General features: G+C 65.2%; 15 protein-coding genes and 1 pseudogene. 7 read left to right on the top strand and 9 right to left on the bottom strand.

Annotated features, from left to right (window positions below; all coding sequences use genetic code 11):
* Together ACIQ42_RS01340 and ACIQ42_RS01335 are read left to right on the top strand one after the other, a co-directional pair.
* Window positions 1-292 (top strand): annotated as a pseudogene (locus ACIQ42_RS01340) (hypothetical protein); the annotation flags it as partial.
* Between the two features lie 24 nt (window positions 293-316).
* The gene (locus ACIQ42_RS01335) at window positions 317-1,459 is read left to right on the top strand and encodes a serine hydrolase domain-containing protein (protein WP_397420425.1); all 1,143 of its coding nucleotides are present in this window, start codon (window positions 317-319) and stop codon (window positions 1,457-1,459) included.
* Here ACIQ42_RS01335 and ACIQ42_RS01330 read toward each other — a convergent pair.
* The 7 genes from ACIQ42_RS01330 to ACIQ42_RS01300 all read right to left on the bottom strand — a co-directional run bounded on the left by ACIQ42_RS01330 (window position 1,456) and on the right by ACIQ42_RS01300 (window position 9,484).
* A complete protein-coding gene (locus ACIQ42_RS01330) occupies window positions 1,456-2,043 on the bottom strand; it encodes a GNAT family N-acetyltransferase (protein WP_397420424.1) in 588 nt (195 codons plus the stop codon). The two genes, ACIQ42_RS01335 and ACIQ42_RS01330, sit on opposite strands and share 4 nt — an antisense overlap.
* 94 nt (window positions 2,044-2,137) lie before the next feature.
* Entirely contained in the window at window positions 2,138-2,887 is a 750-nt protein-coding gene (locus tag ACIQ42_RS01325; RefSeq protein ID WP_397420423.1) for a TSUP family transporter, read from the bottom strand.
* A gap of 264 nt (window positions 2,888-3,151) precedes the next feature.
* A complete protein-coding gene (locus ACIQ42_RS01320) occupies window positions 3,152-4,621 on the bottom strand; it encodes a tannase/feruloyl esterase family alpha/beta hydrolase (protein WP_397420422.1) in 1,470 nt (489 codons plus the stop codon).
* Window positions 4,622-4,626: 5 nt separating this feature from the next.
* Entirely contained in the window at window positions 4,627-6,090 is a 1,464-nt protein-coding gene (locus ACIQ42_RS01315) for a tannase/feruloyl esterase family alpha/beta hydrolase (protein ID WP_397420421.1), read from the bottom strand.
* 127 nt (window positions 6,091-6,217) lie between these two features.
* Window positions 6,218-7,564 carry an acyl-CoA dehydrogenase family protein gene (locus tag ACIQ42_RS01310; protein ID WP_397420420.1) on the bottom strand — a complete coding sequence of 449 codons (1,347 nt, stop codon included), beginning with the start codon at window positions 7,562-7,564 and terminating at the stop codon, window positions 6,218-6,220.
* 176 nt (window positions 7,565-7,740) lie between these two features.
* The gene (locus ACIQ42_RS01305; RefSeq protein WP_397420419.1) at window positions 7,741-8,154 is read right to left on the bottom strand and encodes a hypothetical protein; all 414 of its coding nucleotides are present in this window, start codon (window positions 8,152-8,154) and stop codon (window positions 7,741-7,743) included.
* A gap of 115 nt (window positions 8,155-8,269) precedes the next feature.
* The gene (locus tag ACIQ42_RS01300; protein ID WP_397420418.1) at window positions 8,270-9,484 is read right to left on the bottom strand and encodes a class I SAM-dependent methyltransferase; all 1,215 of its coding nucleotides are present in this window, start codon (window positions 9,482-9,484) and stop codon (window positions 8,270-8,272) included.
* Window positions 9,485-9,700: 216 nt separating this feature from the next.
* Between ACIQ42_RS01300 and groES the strand changes: the two genes are divergently transcribed.
* The gene (gene groES / locus ACIQ42_RS01295; RefSeq protein ID WP_397403666.1) at window positions 9,701-9,988 is read left to right on the top strand and encodes a co-chaperone GroES; all 288 of its coding nucleotides are present in this window, start codon (window positions 9,701-9,703) and stop codon (window positions 9,986-9,988) included.
* A 42-nt stretch (window positions 9,989-10,030) separates the two neighbouring features.
* Window positions 10,031-11,683: a chaperonin GroEL gene (gene groL / locus ACIQ42_RS01290; protein ID WP_397420417.1), complete on the top strand. Its 1,653-nt coding sequence runs from the start codon at window positions 10,031-10,033 to the stop codon at window positions 11,681-11,683.
* A 112-nt stretch (window positions 11,684-11,795) separates the two neighbouring features.
* Here groL and ACIQ42_RS01285 read toward each other — a convergent pair whose 3' ends face one another.
* A complete protein-coding gene (locus ACIQ42_RS01285; protein ID WP_397420416.1) occupies window positions 11,796-12,158 on the bottom strand; it encodes a phage holin family protein in 363 nt (120 codons plus the stop codon).
* Between the two features lie 193 nt (window positions 12,159-12,351).
* Between ACIQ42_RS01285 and ACIQ42_RS01280 the strand changes: the two genes are divergently transcribed.
* Together ACIQ42_RS01280 and ACIQ42_RS01275 are read left to right on the top strand one after the other, a co-directional pair.
* On the top strand, window positions 12,352-12,858 hold the full coding sequence (locus ACIQ42_RS01280) for a hypothetical protein (protein ID WP_397420415.1): 507 nt from the start codon (window positions 12,352-12,354) through the stop codon (window positions 12,856-12,858).
* Complete coding sequence (locus ACIQ42_RS01275; RefSeq protein WP_397420414.1) at window positions 12,800-14,026, top strand: ATP-binding protein; 1,227 nt, start codon at window positions 12,800-12,802, stop codon at window positions 14,024-14,026. Before ACIQ42_RS01280 ends, ACIQ42_RS01275 begins: the two co-directional genes overlap by 59 nt.
* Here the strand turns inward: ACIQ42_RS01275 and ACIQ42_RS01270 are convergent.
* Window positions 14,023-14,859, bottom strand: a complete 837-nt coding sequence (locus tag ACIQ42_RS01270) for a YmdB family metallophosphoesterase (protein ID WP_397420413.1) — start codon at window positions 14,857-14,859, stop codon at window positions 14,023-14,025. The two genes, ACIQ42_RS01275 and ACIQ42_RS01270, sit on opposite strands and share 4 nt — an antisense overlap.
* Before the next feature lie 120 nt (window positions 14,860-14,979).
* Between ACIQ42_RS01270 and ACIQ42_RS01265 the strand changes: the two genes are divergently transcribed.
* Entirely contained in the window at window positions 14,980-16,482 is a 1,503-nt protein-coding gene (locus tag ACIQ42_RS01265; protein ID WP_397420412.1) for a carboxylesterase/lipase family protein, read from the top strand.
* The last annotated feature ends 19 nt before the right edge of the window (window positions 16,483-16,501 follow it).

Here is a 16,501-nt window from a genome sequence, read left to right as displayed (position 1 = left end):
TGGTGCCTACACCCGCATGACCGCCGACTTGCCAGGGCGCATTGGCAAGGACCCGGACCCGCTGAGCCTGCCCGAGAACATCGCGCCCGGCGTGCTCTACATGGTCTCGGACCTGGCGGCGGACCATTCGGGCAAAGTGTTGGGCGTCTCCAGTCGGGGCGTGCGCGAAATCAAGATGCTGCAGACCGAAGGCTTCCAGCCGGGCCGACCCTATACCGCCCAGGAGGTGGCCGAGAACGCGTCGAAGGTGTTCTTCGCCGATGCGACTGAGCGCACCGCCGCCAGCGCCTGACTCCGCAGACAAGAGGATTTCCATATGGCCGACGGCTCAACCCAGGGCATGACCCACGACCGCTTCACCGAGGCGCGGACAGTCTTCGAAGGTCACCTCGCCAGCGGCCAGGATATCGGCGCCTCGTTCTGCGCCACCCTCGAGGGTGAAACCGTCGTCGACCTCTGGGGCGGGTTCGCCGACGCGGAGAAGACGCGGGCTTGGGAGCGGGACACCATCGTCAATGTCTACTCCACCACCAAGACCATGACGGCCCTGACCGCGCTGCTGGTCGCCGATCGCGGAGACTTGGATTTCGACGCGCCGGTGGCGAAGTACTGGCCGGAGTTCGCAGCCAACGGGAAGGCGGACGTGAAGGTCAGCCACCTGATGGCCCATTCCGCCGGCCTGTCCGGGTGGAAGGAGCCGATCACTAACGACGACCTTTACGACTGGGAGAAGGCCACCAGCCTGCTCGCCGCCCAGGCGCCTTATTGGGAGCCGGGAACCGAGCCTGGCTACCATGCCCTGACCCAGGGATACCTGGTGGGCGAGGTGATCCGCCGCGTCACCGGCCGGTCATTGGGGACGGTGTTCCGCGAAGAGATCGCCGGTCCGCTGGGCGCAGACTTTCATATCGGCCTCCCGGCCTCGGAGGATCACCGCGTCGCGGATCTGATCCCGCCGCCTCGAGGCGCCGCCATCGCTGATGGCCCGGCCCAGAGCGAACTGCAGGCCAATATGTCGAACAATCCCGGGATCGATGTGATGGCCACCCGCACCCGCGGCTGGCGCGGGGCCGAGATCCCGGCGGCAGGCGGGACGGGCAATGCCCGCTCGGTGGCCGAGATCCACGCCATCCTGGCGAATGGGGGCGTCGCCAAGGGCAAGCGTTTCCTGTCCGAGGCTGGCTGCCGCAAGGCGCTGGAACTGCAGATCGAGGGGACCGATTTGATCCTGGGCGGCCCGGCCCGCTTCGGCCTGGGCTTCGGGCTGGCGGGCGGCGCGGTCCCGCTACCCAACCCCAACTCGATGTTCTGGGGTGGCTATGGCGGCTCGCTGGTGATCATCGACATGGATGCCCGCACCACCTTCGCCTACGCCATGAACAAGATGGCCGGCACCACCACCGGCGATATGCGCGCCTTCGCCCTGGCCATGGCCATGTGGTCGGGTCTGGGCGGCTAGATCAAGAACGCCGCCAGTCGGTCATCCAGCCTGTCGCGCACGGCGGGCCACTCGTCGGCGAGGATCGAGAAGTGGACCGTGTCGCGCACACGACCGGTCCAGGTCACGCGATCCTGCCGCAGGATCCCCTCCTGCACCGCGCCCAGTTTTAATACGGCGGCGCGGGACCTGGCGTTGATCGCATCGACCCTGAACTGAACCCGGGTGGCTCCGCAATCAAACGCGTGGCCGAGCAGCAGCCGCTTGGCCGACGGGTTCACCGGGCCCCCGCGCACCGAGGGCTCGTAGTAGGTGGCGCCGATCTCCACCACATGGTTCATGCCGTCGATCCCGATGTAGGCGGACATTCCCCGGCAAACACCTCCCACGACCGCCGCAAAGCCCATGGTCTTGCCTTCCGCGATTTCCTGTCCGATGCGCGCCCAGTGGAAGTCAAAACCGGCACCCAGCATCGAGTAGGGATAGAGATCGTTCCAGGTTGCGGGATCCGCCGCGCAGGCTGCGCGAAGCTCTTCCTTGTGGGTCTTGCTGAACGGCTCTAGCCGGACGAAGGCGTTCTGCAAGACTTCAGATTCCAATTCCACGTCCGCCCCTTTCTTCCAGCCTCGCGCGCCTCATAGGCGCGGACGTGGGCTCCGGAAACATCCAGTTCGCACGTGCAAACGGTCCAGTTGGCCCTCAGCCCAGCATCAACTGTGCCGCCTGCACCAGATAACTGATCCCGATCACCGTGATGATCCAGCGGGTCCAGCGCTTGAAGTCCACGTCGCTGACCCGGTTCAGGATCATGCCGCCCACGGCCGTGCCGGCCATGGACAACGGGATCGCCAGGGCGAAGACCCACAGCGGCGGGAAGCCCACCCCCTGCCCTGCAAAAAGGGGTACGCCATATACCAGGATCTTGGCCAGATGGGCGAACACCTGGGTGGCGGCCTTGGTGGCGACGATGGCGTGGCGGGTCAGTTCCGTGCGGACAAAGAAGATATCCAGAAGCGGCCCTGCGACACCGGCCGTCAGGTTCAGGCCTGTGACGGTCAGCCCTGACACAAACGCCTGGACGGGTTTACCGGCGTCCAGATTGATCCATTTCTGCGGCAGCCAGGTCAGGAACGGCACAAGACCCAGCATCAGGAACAGCAGGGGCTTGGAGGGCGTGAAGCTGAGTAGAGTGACGACCCCGCCGGCGATCAGTGACGCCAGCGCGTACCAGCCGACGATGTCCCAGCGCACGTGTTTCCGGTGCAGGATCGCTCGCCAGCCGTTGGCGACCAGCTGCAGGATGCCGTGGGTGACGAAGGCGGCCTGCACCGGCAGGACCAGCGCCAGGGCGCCCATCAGCACCAGACCGCCGGCCATGCCGAACACGCCAGAGAGCATAGCCGTGACAAAGGCCATGCAGACTACAAACAGAGCTGCGGGCAGGGTCAATTTCGTCCTCCAAGGTCGGGGCCCGCGCCGGAAGCGGGCACAGGCCGCTACCGATCACGAACCCGCTGCGCGTCGCGCGCGGGACTGGAAGGGCGCTGCAAGCCTCGCAGGGCGAGCACCGGGCAGGGACCCCGCCTCTGCACCGGCAGATCGGGTCTAGGGCGCCTCGGTCGGGGCCGGGCGACGGAAAGACGTTTCAGGTCTTGAACAATTCGCGCTGCGAATACGCCGATCCTGGTGTGAGGCCAAGCTTGATCGGCGCTATCAACCCTTAGGCTTTGGCGCAGCACAGGCCCAGCCACCCTTGCCATTCCCGCGGGCGACGCCGGGGTAGGGGCAAAGGAGCTGCGTTTCGTCTCCGGCATCGGCCCTGGCGATCAGGCTCTGCGGCGCCTCGCGCTTCGTCACCCATCGATCCAGCACATCGAGGTAATCTACGCGTCCAGGTCCGGCGCCGCCGGCGCAATGCAGCATCCCGGGGACCATGTAGAGCCGGTAGAAATCCGAGGTGTCGCCCATGCGGCCGCGCATCTCACCATGGTATCGAATGCTGCCGAGCGGCGGGATCGCCGGGTCGTTCCAGCCATGGTACTGGATCAGCTTGCCCCCATGGGCCTTGAACGGTCGAAGATCCGGGTTCACCGCGTCCAGTTCAGCTGCGGCCTTGCGGCTATCTCGGTCGTACCTGGGGCCCATGTCGGCCTTCAGGAAGTCAAACGCCGGATCGCCATAGATGAAGTACTTCATGAACTGGGACGAGATCGTGTGGCCGGCGGAGTCGGCGAAGGTCGTCATTGAGGCGCCGGTGTTCCAGGCCTGGTAGCCGCCTGGCATCGCTTCGGCACCGGGGGTGTAGCCTGGGAACAGCGAACGCCCGTTGGGGCCGGGCCGACCCGTGTAGAGGGCGCGGGCGGCGGCCACCTGCGGCGCGGTCAGGCAGGACCCCGGCGCTGCTCCAGCCTTGCATTGCAGAACGCCCGGGTCGAAGCGGCATGCCTTTTGGTCACGAATGAAGGCTCCGCCCGCCGCGCAGGTTTTCAATGCAGCGTCCTGAAGTAGCTGCAGGTCACCCTTCGCCAGATAGGCCCCCGGGCGCGCCAGCATCTGCTGCATATAAGCCCGTTCGCCGGTGATCAGGGTATTGTAGTTGGCCGGGGCGCCGGCGACGATGCCGTCGAACACGGTCGGATACCGCTGCGCCATCATCAGGGCCTCGCGCCCGCCCGCCGAGCAGCCCGCGAAGTAGGATTGGCTGGGGCCATCACCCTTCTGCGCGCGGATCAGGGCCTTGGCGGCGTCGGCGGTCTCCTTAAGTGATCGGGTCCCGAAGTCCCGGATCTTTTCCGGATAGCCCAGCGCCCAGACAGCGGTGCGACCATTGCCCACATGGCCGTCGTCAGTGCCGGCCGCTGCGTAGCCTGCCTCGGCCCGGAGCCTGATCTGGGCCACAGGGATGGCGCCCGCCAGTCCGCCGTTGCCCACCTGCACGAACTTGCCGTTCCAGGCCGCTCCCACCGGGATCCACACCTCGATCCTGATGTCCGAGGTCGGCGTCGGGCGGCTGGTGACCGAAACACGACAGGCCGATCCATTCGCCAGTGTCTCGAGCCGGGCGGATGTTACCTCGGCATGTGACATCTTGAGCGCTGCAAGGTCGGTGCAGTCGGTTTCAGCGTTCGCCGCCACCGGCGCTGCCGCCAATGCCATGGCCGCTGCCAGGATAAATCGCTTCATGATGCTCAGCCCTTCCTCCGGGACGAACAGGCCCAGCCGCCGGAGCCGTCCGAGCGCGCTACAGCGGGGTAGGGACACAGCAGCTGCGAGCCGTTGGCGACCGAGGTGGCCGTCACCGGCCCGGGCGCATCCTTGCCCACCACCCACCGGTCTACCATCGCCAGCCAGTCCACCGTGTTCGGGCCCGCGCCGCCTGCGCAATGTAGCATGCCGGGCACCAGATACATCCGATAGAAGCCCGAGGTGTCACCCATCGTGCGACCCACGTCCTCGTAATAGAGGATGCTGGATTTCGCCGGGATCGCCGGATCGTTCCAGCCATGGAACTGGATCAGCTTTCCGCCACGCGCCTTGAATGCTTTGAGGTTTGGACTCGCGCTGTCGATGATCGGCGCCATCTTCGCCTGGGCCTGGTCGAACTGGGCGCCGACATCCATGGTCAGAAAATTGAAGGCCGGGTCGCCATAGGCGAAGTATTTCAGGGCGTTGGAGGTGAACTGATAGGAAGCCGCCTGACCGATCCGGTCGGCGGAAGGACCCGTGGTCCAGGCCTGCCAGCTGCCGCCGGCCGCCTCCGCGCCGGGACTGAACCCGGGGAACGCAATCCTGCCAGTCTGCGGATGGCGACGGCCTTCATAGATCGTACGAGCTGAATTCACCTGGGCCGCAGTCAGGCAGTCCGTGGTCTGGCCGACCTTGCACTGCAGACGGGAAGGATCAAATTTGCAGGCCCCCGGGTCGCGAATGAAGGCCTCACCGCCACACTGGGCCAGGGCGGCCTTTTGCAGCAGCTGGAGTTGGGGCGCGCCCAGATAGCCTCCGGGCCTGGCCAACGCCTGCTGGTTTGCTGCGCCGATCCCGAACAGCCGGCTCATGTAGTTGGCTGGCGCACCGGCGACGATGCCGTCGAAATCGGCGGGGAACCGCTGGGCCATCATCAGGGCCTCGCGGCCCCCGTCCGAGCAGCCAAAGAAGTAGGAGGTCTGCGGGCCGCCGCCCTTCTGGGCCTTGATGAGCGTTTTGGCGATGTCGGCGGTTTCCTTCAGTGAGCGCCAGCCGAAATCCACCAGCTTCTCCGGATAGCCCAGCGCCCAGGACGCCGAGGTCCCGGCCGCCTGGTGGCCATTGTCGGTGCCCGCCGCCGCATAACCGCCCGCCGCCGTGGCTTTGAGACGACCCGAGGCGATCGACCCCGCGAACCCGCCGTTGCCGATCTGAACGAACTTGCCATTCCAGGCGCCGCCCGCCGGGATCCAGACTTCAATCCGGATGTCCGATGTAGAGGTCGGCCGACTGGTGACCGAGACCTTGCACAGCGCCACGACGCCGGAGGTTTCCAGGCTTGCGGCGGTGACCTCTGCATGATCGAGCTTGACGCCCATGAGGTCTGCACAGGCCATTTCGGCTCGGGCTAAACCCGGTGTCGCAACGGCCAGCGCTGCGCCGAGCGCCATCATCACCCATTTCATCCCGGAATCCCCCCGTACCGTTTGTTGGAATGAGTTGATCACAGGTGAGCGAATTGGGAAACCAGAGACGACAAAGGCCCCGACTTGCCGTCGGGGCCTCGCCATTTCAGGGCTTGCAGATCGGAACCTAGTTCCGGAAGACCGCCGCCATGGAAGAGTCCTCGGCGATCTGCCGAAGCTGCTGCAGCTCGTTGCGACCCACCACCATGTGGTGGACTTCATCGGGGCCGTCGGCGATGCGCAGGGTGCGGGTGCTGGCGTACATGCGCGCCAGTGGGGTGTGTTGCGACACGCCCAGGGCGCCATACATCTGGATCGCCTGATCGATGATCTTGCAGACCCGCTCGGGCACCATGGCCTTGACCATGTGGATCCAGACGCGGGCTTCGCGGTTGCCCAGTACGTCCATGGCTTTGGCGGCTTTCAGAACCATCAGGCGCATAGCTTCGATCTCGATCCGCGCACGGCTGACGATCTCGAGGTTGCCGCCCAGCTGGATGATCGGCTTGCCGAACGCGACGCGGGTCATGCCGCGCATGACCAGCAGGTCCAGAGCCTTTTCCGCCGAGCCGATCGCGCGCATGCAGTGGTGAATACGACCGGGACCCAGACGAAGCTGGCTGATCTCGAAACCACGGCCTTCGCCCAGCAGTATGTTCGACGCCGGCACCCGGGCATTGTTGAACCTGATGTGCATATGGCCGTGCGGCGCATCGGGGTCGCCGAACACATGTTGGCCACCGACGATTTCCACGCCCGGCGTGGGCAGCGGCACCAGGATCTGCGACTGCTGAAGCTGGGGCGGATCATTCTCGCCGCCTGTCCGCACCATGCAGATCATGATCTTGCAGCGCGGACTGCCGGCGCCGGAGATGTAGTGCTTCTCGCCGTTGATGATGTACTCGTTGCCCACCAGCACCGCCCGGGTGTCGATGTTCTTGGCGTCGGAGCTGGCGGTGTTCAGCTCGGTCATGCAGTAGGCTGAGCGGATCTTGCCCTCCAGCAGAGGCTCCAGCCACTGCTTCTTCTGCTCCGGCGTGCCAACCCGCTCCAGCACTTCCATGTTACCGGTGTCAGGCGCAGCGCAATTCATGATCTCGGAGGCCAGGCGCACCTTGCCCAGTTCGACCGCGATGTAGGCGTAGTCCAGATTCGAGAGGCCTTCACCGGTTTCCGCGTTCGGCAGGAAGAAGTTCCAGAGGCCTGCGGCCTTGGCCTTTTCCTTGGCCGCTTCCAGCACTTCGAGCTGGCCCGGCGCATACTGCCAGGGATCAGGGCGCCCTTCGCCCAGCCGGTGCCACTCCTCGGAAGCCGGCTCGGCGACGTCCTGGATGAACGCCTTGACGGCGTTGAACAGGGGCAACGCCTTGTCGGACATGCGCAGGTCGTTGAGTTCGTCCTGCGGGCTTAACTTGAAGCCGGACTGCGCTTTGGTCTGGGTTTCGCTCATCGCTTTAGTCTGGGTCTCGCTCATCGGATGTCTCCCATTGCATATGTTGGTCAGGGCTCGGGTCGCCGGCCCTGTGGTCAGTGTCGCCGCACGACAGCGCGCGCAGCGATTGATCGAGAGCTTTGGATCATTTTCGCCGGGAATCAAACAAACGTTTTAAGACGTGGGCGCGGGCCTGGGACCCACACCGGCCAGGGTCACTACTTCGACGGCGCCTTTGCCGCCATCGGACAGACTGCCGCCATGAGGGCCTCATTGTCCGGGCCATCGGCCTTCTTCGGCGATTGCAGACGCCAGCCGGCCTTTTCCTCGAAGGGGGCAGACGGCTTGTAGGATCCGATCATGATCATGTTCTTGTTGGCGCAATCCAGAGCCACGATATTGCCGACGCCATCGGACTTGCCAGGACCGGCCGGACCCAGCTTGGCTTCCGGCTTTGAGACGGCCTGCATGACCACCAGGCGCCCTGTCTGGCGATCACGATAGGTATAGTCGCCATCAAAGGACCAGGCGGTGCCGTTCGGCCCATCGATGTATTTGGTCCAGGTCTCGGCGGAGGCGGCGCTGGTCACGGCAAGGGCGGCGACAACAGCGATCGCAAGGGCGCGGCGCATAGGTATTCTCTCCAACGGTCTTCTGTTTCGTTTCTCGCGCGAACCCTAGCGGCGCATTCGTCGCGGTCCAGAGAAAATGGCGCCGCCGGTCGCGCACTCGGGATGTGTACGGCGCCTAAGCCGCCCGATTCGCCGGCTTCGCAAAGGCGCGCTCGTTCTCGGCGATATAGTCCCGCGTGATCGGGAGCACGTCCACGCGCTTGGCCAGCTGAATCTGCCAGATGTACTGCCGTCGCGCGCGGAAGCTCTGCTCGGCGATACCCAGATAGAACTCGAACATCCGGCAGAACCGCTCGTCGTAGAGCTCGGCGATATCGGCGCGTGCGGCCTCGAATCGGACGCGCCAGTGTCGGATGGTCTCGGCGTAGTGCAGGCGCAGGATCTCCACGTCTGTGACGATCAGGCCCGCCCGCTCGATGGCGGGCATCACCTCTGAGAGTGAAGGACTATAGCCGCCGGGAAAGATGTACTTGTCGATCCAGCCGTTGGTGACGCCGGGCTCCGGCCGACCGATGGAGTGAACCAGGCCGACCCCATCGTCCTTCATCAGGCGCGCAACGCCATCGAAATACGCCTGATAGTTGGGCCTACCGACAGCCTCGAACATCGCCACCGACAATACCCGGTCGTAGGTCCCCTGCAGGTCCCGGTAGTCCGTCAGTGAGAAGCGGGCCTTGTGGGCCAAGCCCTTGGCCTCGGCACGGGCCTTGGCGATCTTGAGCTGTTCGATGGAGAGCGTGATGGCGTCGACTTCGACATCTGAATCCTCGACCAGCTGCAGCGCCAGCCCGCCCCAGCCGCAGCCGATCTCGACCACGCTCTGGCCGGGTTGCAGATTCAATTTGGCGGCGATGTGCCGTTTCTTGGCCAGCTGGGCTTCTTCCAGTGTCATGTCGGGTCGTTCGAAATAGGCGCAGGAGTACTGCATGTCCTCGTCCAGAAACCGCCTGTAGAGGTCATAAGAGAGATCATAGTGATGAGCCACATTGCGCAGCGACTGAACGCGATTGTTGGCCTCGCGGATCGTCCGACGCAGCCAGCGACGGATCGGACCCCGCCGTTTCTTTTTCTTGTACTCGGCATTGGTGCCGATGAGGTCGATGAAGGCGCCGATCTCGCCCTGCTCCAGCACCAGCCCGCCGTCCATATAGGCCTCGCCGACACCCAGGCCCGGGTTTGTGGCGATCCGCGCCGCCCAGCTGTTGGAGGTGACCCGCGCGGTAAGCGCCGGCCCGGAACCGTCGCCCAGCTTCAGTGTTTGTCCGCCGGGCAGTCTGATCGTCAGGTCGCCGACCCGAACCACGTTCTGAAGAACCGATTGCAAATTCACCGAAGGACTCCCACCTGAGGCGGCAGAATAGGAACCGCAGCTGAAAAGCCAACCCGGCACGGGCAAAGCTGGCGCGCCTGCCTTGACTCCCGGGGCTGTCCTACCTAACTCCAGCCTGACGTTGGCACTCAAGGGTGGCGACTGCTAACAGCGGTGCCCCTCCAGGCCCGTCAGAGCATTCAAACCGTCTCGCACGGAATCAGAGAGAGAAGACACATGGCGTTTCGTCCCCTGGGAGATCGCGTGCTCGTGGAGCGCGTCGAGGAAGAAGAGAAGACCAAGGGCGGGATCATCATTCCCGACACTGCAAAGGAAAAGCCGCAGGAAGGCAAAGTGATCTCCACCGGCCCCGGCGCCCGCGACGACAGCGGCAAGGTCCAGCCTCTCGACGTCAAGGCTGGCGACCGCATCCTGTTCGGCAAGTGGTCCGGCACAGAGGTCAAGCTTGATGGCAAGGACCTGCTGATCATGAAGGAAAGCGACATCCTGGGCGTCGTTTCCTAACCGACCTTCACATTCCCTCTATTCAGAAAAAGAGAACCCAACATGGCTGCGAAAGACGTCTATTTCGCCTCCGACGCGCGCGATCGTATGCTGCGCGGCGTCAACATCCTCGCCAACGCCGTCAAGGTGACCCTGGGCCCCAAGGGCCGCAACGTGGTCATCGAGAAGTCCTTCGGCGCCCCGCGCTCCACCAAGGACGGCGTCTCGGTCGCCAAGGAAATCGAACTGGCTGACCGCTTCGAGAACCTCGGCGCCCAGATGATCCGCGAGGTCGCCTCCAAGACCAACGACAAGGCCGGTGATGGCACCACCACCGCGACCGTGCTGGCCCAGGCCATCGTCGTCGAGGGTCTGAAGTCGGTGGCCGCCGGCATGAACCCGATGGACCTGAAGCGCGGCATCGACAAGGCGGTCGCCAAGGTCATCGAAGAGATCAAGGCGACCTCCAAGAAGGTCTCCGACAACTCCGAGATCGCCCAGGTTGGCACCATCTCCGCCAACGGTGACGTGGAAGTGGGCGAGATGATCGCCAGGGCCATGGCCAAGGTCGGCAACGAGGGTGTCATCACCGTCGAGGAAGCCAAGACCGCCGAGACCGAACTCGACGTCGTCGAAGGCATGCAGTTCGACCGCGGCTACCTGTCGCCCTACTTCATCACCAACCCCGAGAAGATGGAGGCCGACCTCGAAGAGCCGATGATCCTGCTCTTCGAAAAGAAGCTCTCCTCGCTGCAGCCCCTGCTGCCGGTGCTGGAAGCCGTGGTCCAGTCGGGCAAGCCCCTGCTGATCATCGCCGAGGACGTCGAGGGCGAAGCCCTGGCCACCCTGGTGGTCAACAAGCTGCGCGGCGGCCTGCGGGTCGCGGCCGTCAAGGCGCCGGGCTTCGGCGATCGCCGCAAGGCGATGCTGGAAGACATCGCGATCCTGACCGGCGGTCAGCTGATCTCGGAAGACCTGGGCATCAAGCTCGAGAGCGTCACGCTCGAAATGCTGGGCCGCGCCAAGAAGGTCACCATCACCAAGGACGACACCACCATCGTGGACGGCTCGGGCGACAAGAGTGACATCGAAGGCCGCATCTCGCAGATCAAGCGTCAGATCGAGGACACGACCTCGGACTACGACAAGGAAAAGCTGCAGGAACGCCTGGCCAAGCTGGCCGGCGGCGTTGCCGTGATCCGCGTCGGCGGCTCGACCGAAGTCGAAGTGAAGGAAAAGAAGGACCGCGTCGACGACGCCCTGAACGCGACCCGCGCGGCCGTGGAAGAAGGCATCGTCCCCGGCGGCGGCGTCGCCCTGCTGAAGGCCTCCAAGATTCTGGATGGCTTCAAGGGTGACAACGACGACCAGGAAGCCGGCGTCGCCATCGTGCGTCGCGCGCTGCAGGCCCCGATCCGTCAGATCGCCGAGAACGCCGGCGTCGAAGGCTCGATCGTGGTCGGCAAGGTGCTCGAGAACAGCTCGGCCACCTTCGGCTTCAACGCCCAGACCGAAGAATACGTCGACCTGGTCAAGGCCGGCGTGATCGACCCGGCCAAGGTTGTACGTACGGCTCTGCAGGATGCGGCTTCGGTCGCCGGCCTGTTGATCACCACGGAAGCTGCGATCGTCGAGGCCCCCAAGAAGGGCGGCGGCGGCGGTGGCGGCGGCATGCCCGGCGGCGGCATGGGCGGCATGGGCGATATGGACTTCTAGTCACCGTAGAAGCTGTCATCCCGGCCAACGTAGCGGCGTAGCCGCGAAGGCCGAGCCGGGATCAAAGATCGAGGGCGGGATCGGAAGGTCCCGCCCTTTTTCTATGTTGCGATCAGCGCCGGGTCTGCTGGTCGTCCCGGAGCACCAGCCCCCCGATCCAGCTGGAGACTCCGGTGACAATGGCGACCAGGCAACCTGCCAGCAGGCCGTCAATCCTGAATCCCGGCACCAGCCAGGCCACCAGGCCTATCATCATCGCGTTCACCACCAGCAGGAACAGGCCCAGTGTCACGATGGTGATCGGCAGCGTCAGGATGAACACCACCGGGCGCACAATGGCGTTGACCACCCCCAGCAGCATGGCCGCAATGATCAGGGCGCCGGTTGTCCTGACATCGACCCCGGGTACGACCTCGGAGGCGACCCACAGGCCGAGGGCGGCGAACACCGCGCGGACGAGGAACTTGGCAAGCATCTGCGTGTCTCCCGGGAGCCAGGACCGTCAGCCTAGCTCCTGAACGCCCCGTCCGGCCACTATCTTGAGGCTCGCCGCCCGAAAGAACACAATTCAAAGAACAATGGTCTGTTTACATATATCGCTTAGGACAGATCCTGTCAGACGTCCAAGTAGGCTTCCGGCGCCGCACGGGGAGTGCGCTCAGGTGCTCATGAGGTTCCGCAACCTTCTGGACGAACGACTGGACGCGGTGGCCGCCACCTCGTGCGACACGCTGTTGGCGCGCGCCCTGATCGCTCTGATTTGCGGAATCCTGCTGGGCGTGAATGTCGACCTTGCAGAGGCTCTGATCTGGGGAGGCGGCTATGTCGTCAGTGAAGCGCTGATCATGGTGGTTTGCCGCAACGCGGTGGCCGGCGGCGCGCTGGCGCCCTTCAACCGCATCGCCTATCTTCTCGTTCTGCTTGGCGCCGGGGCCCTCTGGACCCTGATGGGCGTCCTCTACTGGTGGGCAGGCGGTGAGGCTTTCCGGCTGGTCGCCTTCGCTATCCTGGCCGGTGTTCTGGTGCATGCCCAGTGCTTCTGTTTTCGCGCTCCGGTCGCCCTGGCCGCGCTGATGATCCCGCCGACATTGGCCCTCATCGCCCTGCCGCTTTCTGATGGTAACTATTCGGGGCGCCAGCGCCCACGCCAACATGCGCTCCGCCGCCGCGCTTGAGGTCGCCCAGCGCGATGCGGTCGCGGCCAACAACGCCAAATCCGAATTTCTGGCCGTGATGAGCCATGAGCTCCGCACGCCACTGAACGGTGTTCTGGGCATGGCGCGGGCCCTGCGCCGAACGGATCTGGACACACGGCAGGCTGGCTACGTCGACACCGTCCTGCGCTCAGGCGACAGCCTGCTCACCATGCTCAACGATTTGCTGGATCTCGCCAAGATCGAGGCCGGGCATCTTGAGCTGGATGTCGTGGCGTTCGACCTGGGGGCCGCCGGCGCCCAGACCGTCGAGCTCTGGTCCGAGATCGCGACCGCCAAGTCCCTCGCCCTGACCTGTCATGTCGACCCGGACCTGCCTGAAGCGCTGCTGGGCGACGAGACGCGGGTACGCCAGATCATCCTCAACCTGATTTCCAACGCCGTGAAATTCACCCGCGAGGGCGAGGTTCGGCTCGAACTGCGCCAGGCGCCCGGTGCCGATGGCGATGGCGGCGTCGCGATTGTGGTCAGCGACACCGGCATTGGCATGACCCCCGAACAGGTGGCGCTGATTTTCCGTCCCTTTGCCCAGGCCGAGGTCTCAACGACCCGTCACTACGGCGGCACCGGGCTGGGTCTCTCGATCTGCCGAACCCTGGCCAAGATGATGGGCGGAGAAATCTGTGTCGAAAGCGAGCCCGGCGTAGGATCCAGTTTCCACGTCTGGTTGCCGTTGCCAGCAACCCAGGTGGCGGAACCGCCAGCTACCCAACCTGCCGCCCTCCTGACCTGCAAGGTGCTAGTCGCCGATGACAATCCGGTCAACCTGGCTGTGGCGCGCGCGATCCTGGAGGCTGCCGGAGCCACGATCGAGACGGCCAACAACGGCAGTCAGGCGCTGGACCGGCTGCGATCAGGCGGCTTCGACCTGGTGCTGATGGACCTGCACATGCCCATTATGGACGGTGTCGAGGCGCTCAGCCGGTTGCGCGATGGCCAGGCCGGACGCGCCGACATTCCTGTGATCGCCCTGACTGCCGACGCGATGTCGGGCGAGGCAGAGCGTTTGCAGGGCCTTGGCTTCAACGCCCTGCAGGCCAAGCCGGTGCAGCCCGCTGCGCTGATCAGCGCCATCGCCGACGCGTTGAACGCTGCCCCGGCCACCGTCAGGTCCGAGGCTGCGGCCTAGCTGTCGAGGGCTTCCATCGTCGGGACCGTCGGCTTGAGACGCCCTCCGATCCTTATCGGCTCTATGCGGCGCGCCAGCCCCGTGGCCGGATCGGTTTCCACAAACACCCCGCAGACTGTCGCGGGGCCTTCTGCTGGCTTGTAGCGGCCACCGGAGATACGGGTGGTGAAGCGCCGCAGCGGCTCCTCCTTCTGGTTACCGATCACGCTGTCGTAGTCGGCGCAGGCACCGGCGTCGGTCTGATAGGCGGTACCGCCTGGCAGGATCTGTGCGTCGGCGGTGGGCACGTGACTGTGGGTGCCCACCACCAGGGTCGCCCGGCCATCGCAGAAATGGCCCATGGCCATCTTTTCCGAAGTGGCTTCGGCGTGCATATCGACGATGATGGCGTCGGCGACCGCGCCCAGCGGGCAGGCGTCCAGTTCCGGGTCCACGGCGGCAAACGGATCATCCAGCGCGTCCATGAACACCCGGCCCAGCAGGTTGATCACCAATATGCGCTTGCCGTCAGGTGTGTCGAACAGCTGCGAGCCCCGACCCGGCGCGCGCGAGAAGGCGGAATAGTTGAGCGGGCGGATCAGCCGAGGTTCCCGGACGATATAGGTCATCGCCTCCTTCTGGTCCCAGGAATGGTTGCCCAGCGTCAGGCAATCGGCGCCGGCGTCGAACAGCTCGCGCGCCGTCGCCTCGGTGATCCCGAAGCCGGCCGCCGCGTTCTCGGCGTTGATGATGACGAATTCGAGCTCGAGCGCCCGGCGCAGGCCGGGCAGGTGCTCGGCCAGACCCTCGCGCCCCGAGCGACCGACCACATCTCCGAAAAAGGCAAATCTCATAGGTCACTACTAGAGACTTCCTTGCCGGGATCAAATCGAAGCGTGACGGAGCCTTCACCCGACAGTTGCCGAAGCGCCTGAAAGCAGGGCTAATCCCGCCCAGACGAACGGGAGACGACCATGATCCGGATCGCAGGCGCCATCCTGGCCGCAACCCTGCTGACAACGCCCGCTGTGGCTCAATCGGTGTCTGTGAAAACATCTGCCGGCGTTGTGGTCGGGCAGGCCAGCGACCGAGCCAACGCCTTCCTGAATATCCCCTTCGCTGCGGCACCGGTAGGCGACCTTAGGTGGGCCCCGCCGCAGCCGGCGCCCGCCTGGACCGGCGCGCGGGATGCCACCAGGGCCGGGCCGTCCTGTCCGCAGCCGATGCTGCCAAACAACATGCCCAATGGCGGTGGCGCCAACGGACCGGTCAGCGAAGACTGTCTGCAGCTCAACATCTTCACCCCCAAGGCCGCCAGGGGCGCACCGGTCATGGTCTGGGTTCACGGTGGGAGCCACAGGACCGGCGCAGGTTGGGTCTACGACGGCCAGAATTTCGCCCGCGACGGGGTCGTGGTCGTCTCGATCAACTACCGGCTGGGCGCGCTCGGCTATTTCGCCCATCCGGCGCTCACCAGGGCTGCAGGCGGCCAGCCCACCGGCAACTTCGGCTTGATGGATCAGGTGGCCGCCCTGAGATGGGTCCAGAAGAATATCGCCGCGTTCGGCGGCGATCCCCGCAACGTGACAGTGTTTGGCGAGAGTGCGGGCGGCATGAGCATTCTGTCGCTGCTGGCGACCCCGTCGGCCAGGGGCCTCTACGCCAAGGCCATCGTCCAGAGCGGCGCCGGCTGGTTCGAGCCGAAAACCCTGGCCGACAAGGAGAAGGAGGGCACCGCCGCGCTCGCCAGGCTCGGCGTCGCCGAAACCGCCACGGCCGCCGACCTTCGCGCTATCCCCGTCGGAAAACTGGTCCCGGTGAACGGCGACTACCAGCCCTTCATCGACGGCAAGCTTATGACCGAGACGGCTTCCCAGTCGCTGGCGCGCGGCCGGTTTGCGGATGTGCCCTTGATGATCGGCTCCAATTCCGGCGAAGACTCCCTGATGGGTCCGGCGAAACAGACGATGGCGGCCCTGGCCCGTTTCGGCGCGGAGGCGCTGAAGCCCGCCTATCCGGAGGAGGCCGCGAAGGGAGAAGACACCCTGGCGCGCGCCATGTTCACCGATCGCTTCATGGGCGGCCCGGCGCGCTGGGTGGCGGCGAAGGCCTCTGCAGGCAAACCCGCGTGGCTCTACTATTTCTCCTACGTGGGCACCCGATACCGTCCCGCGGTGACGACCTCGGCCCATGCCGCCGAGATCCAGTACGTCTGGGAGTACTGGGGCCGGCGTACGCCGATGAGCGTGGTGTCCGACGAAGACCGCGCCATGGCCAGCCTGATGCACGCCTGCTGGGTGTCGTTCGCCAGAACCTCGACGCCAAAGTGCGGCGCCGAAGCCTGGCCGGCCTATGACGCGATATCCGATCGGCTCATGGAGTTCGGCGCTTCCAGCGGCGTGCGGGTGGGTTTGCGCAAGACCCAGCTGGACGCCCAGCAGGCCGCGGCGCTGCCGGGGTTGAAGCTGGCGAAATAGCCGCCGGTTTCGGCGCAGC

This window comes from Phenylobacterium sp. (genome assembly GCF_044372605.1).
Lineage (GTDB): Bacteria > Pseudomonadota > Alphaproteobacteria > Caulobacterales > Caulobacteraceae > Phenylobacterium.
Note: the sequence above shows the minus strand (reverse complement) of the source record. Positions and strands in the feature narration are given on the sequence as shown.

Bases quoted from the DNA above. Each gene is read 5' to 3' on its own strand.
- ACIQ42_RS01315 (WP_397420421.1), bottom strand. From the start codon at position 6,090: ATGAAATGGGTGATGATGGCGCTCGGCGCAGCGCTGGCCGTTGCGACA.
- ACIQ42_RS01320 (WP_397420422.1), bottom strand. From the start codon at position 4,621: ATGAAGCGATTTATCCTGGCAGCGGCCATGGCATTGGCGGCAGCGCCG.
- ACIQ42_RS01275 (WP_397420414.1), top strand. From the start codon at position 12,800: ATGGTAACTATTCGGGGCGCCAGCGCCCACGCCAACATGCGCTCCGCC.
- ACIQ42_RS01280 (WP_397420415.1), top strand. From the start codon at position 12,352: ATGAGGTTCCGCAACCTTCTGGACGAACGACTGGACGCGGTGGCCGCC.
- ACIQ42_RS01310 (WP_397420420.1), bottom strand. From the start codon at position 7,564: ATGAGCGAGACCCAGACTAAAGCGATGAGCGAAACCCAGACCAAAGCG.
- ACIQ42_RS01285 (WP_397420416.1), bottom strand. From the start codon at position 12,158: ATGCTTGCCAAGTTCCTCGTCCGCGCGGTGTTCGCCGCCCTCGGCCTG.
- groES (WP_397403666.1), top strand. From the start codon at position 9,701: ATGGCGTTTCGTCCCCTGGGAGATCGCGTGCTCGTGGAGCGCGTCGAG.
- ACIQ42_RS01335 (WP_397420425.1), top strand. From the start codon at position 317: ATGGCCGACGGCTCAACCCAGGGCATGACCCACGACCGCTTCACCGAG.
- groL (WP_397420417.1), top strand. From the start codon at position 10,031: ATGGCTGCGAAAGACGTCTATTTCGCCTCCGACGCGCGCGATCGTATG.
- ACIQ42_RS01305 (WP_397420419.1), bottom strand. From the start codon at position 8,154: ATGCGCCGCGCCCTTGCGATCGCTGTTGTCGCCGCCCTTGCCGTGACC.
- ACIQ42_RS01270 (WP_397420413.1), bottom strand. From the start codon at position 14,859: ATGAGATTTGCCTTTTTCGGAGATGTGGTCGGTCGCTCGGGGCGCGAG.
- ACIQ42_RS01265 (WP_397420412.1), top strand. From the start codon at position 14,980: ATGATCCGGATCGCAGGCGCCATCCTGGCCGCAACCCTGCTGACAACG.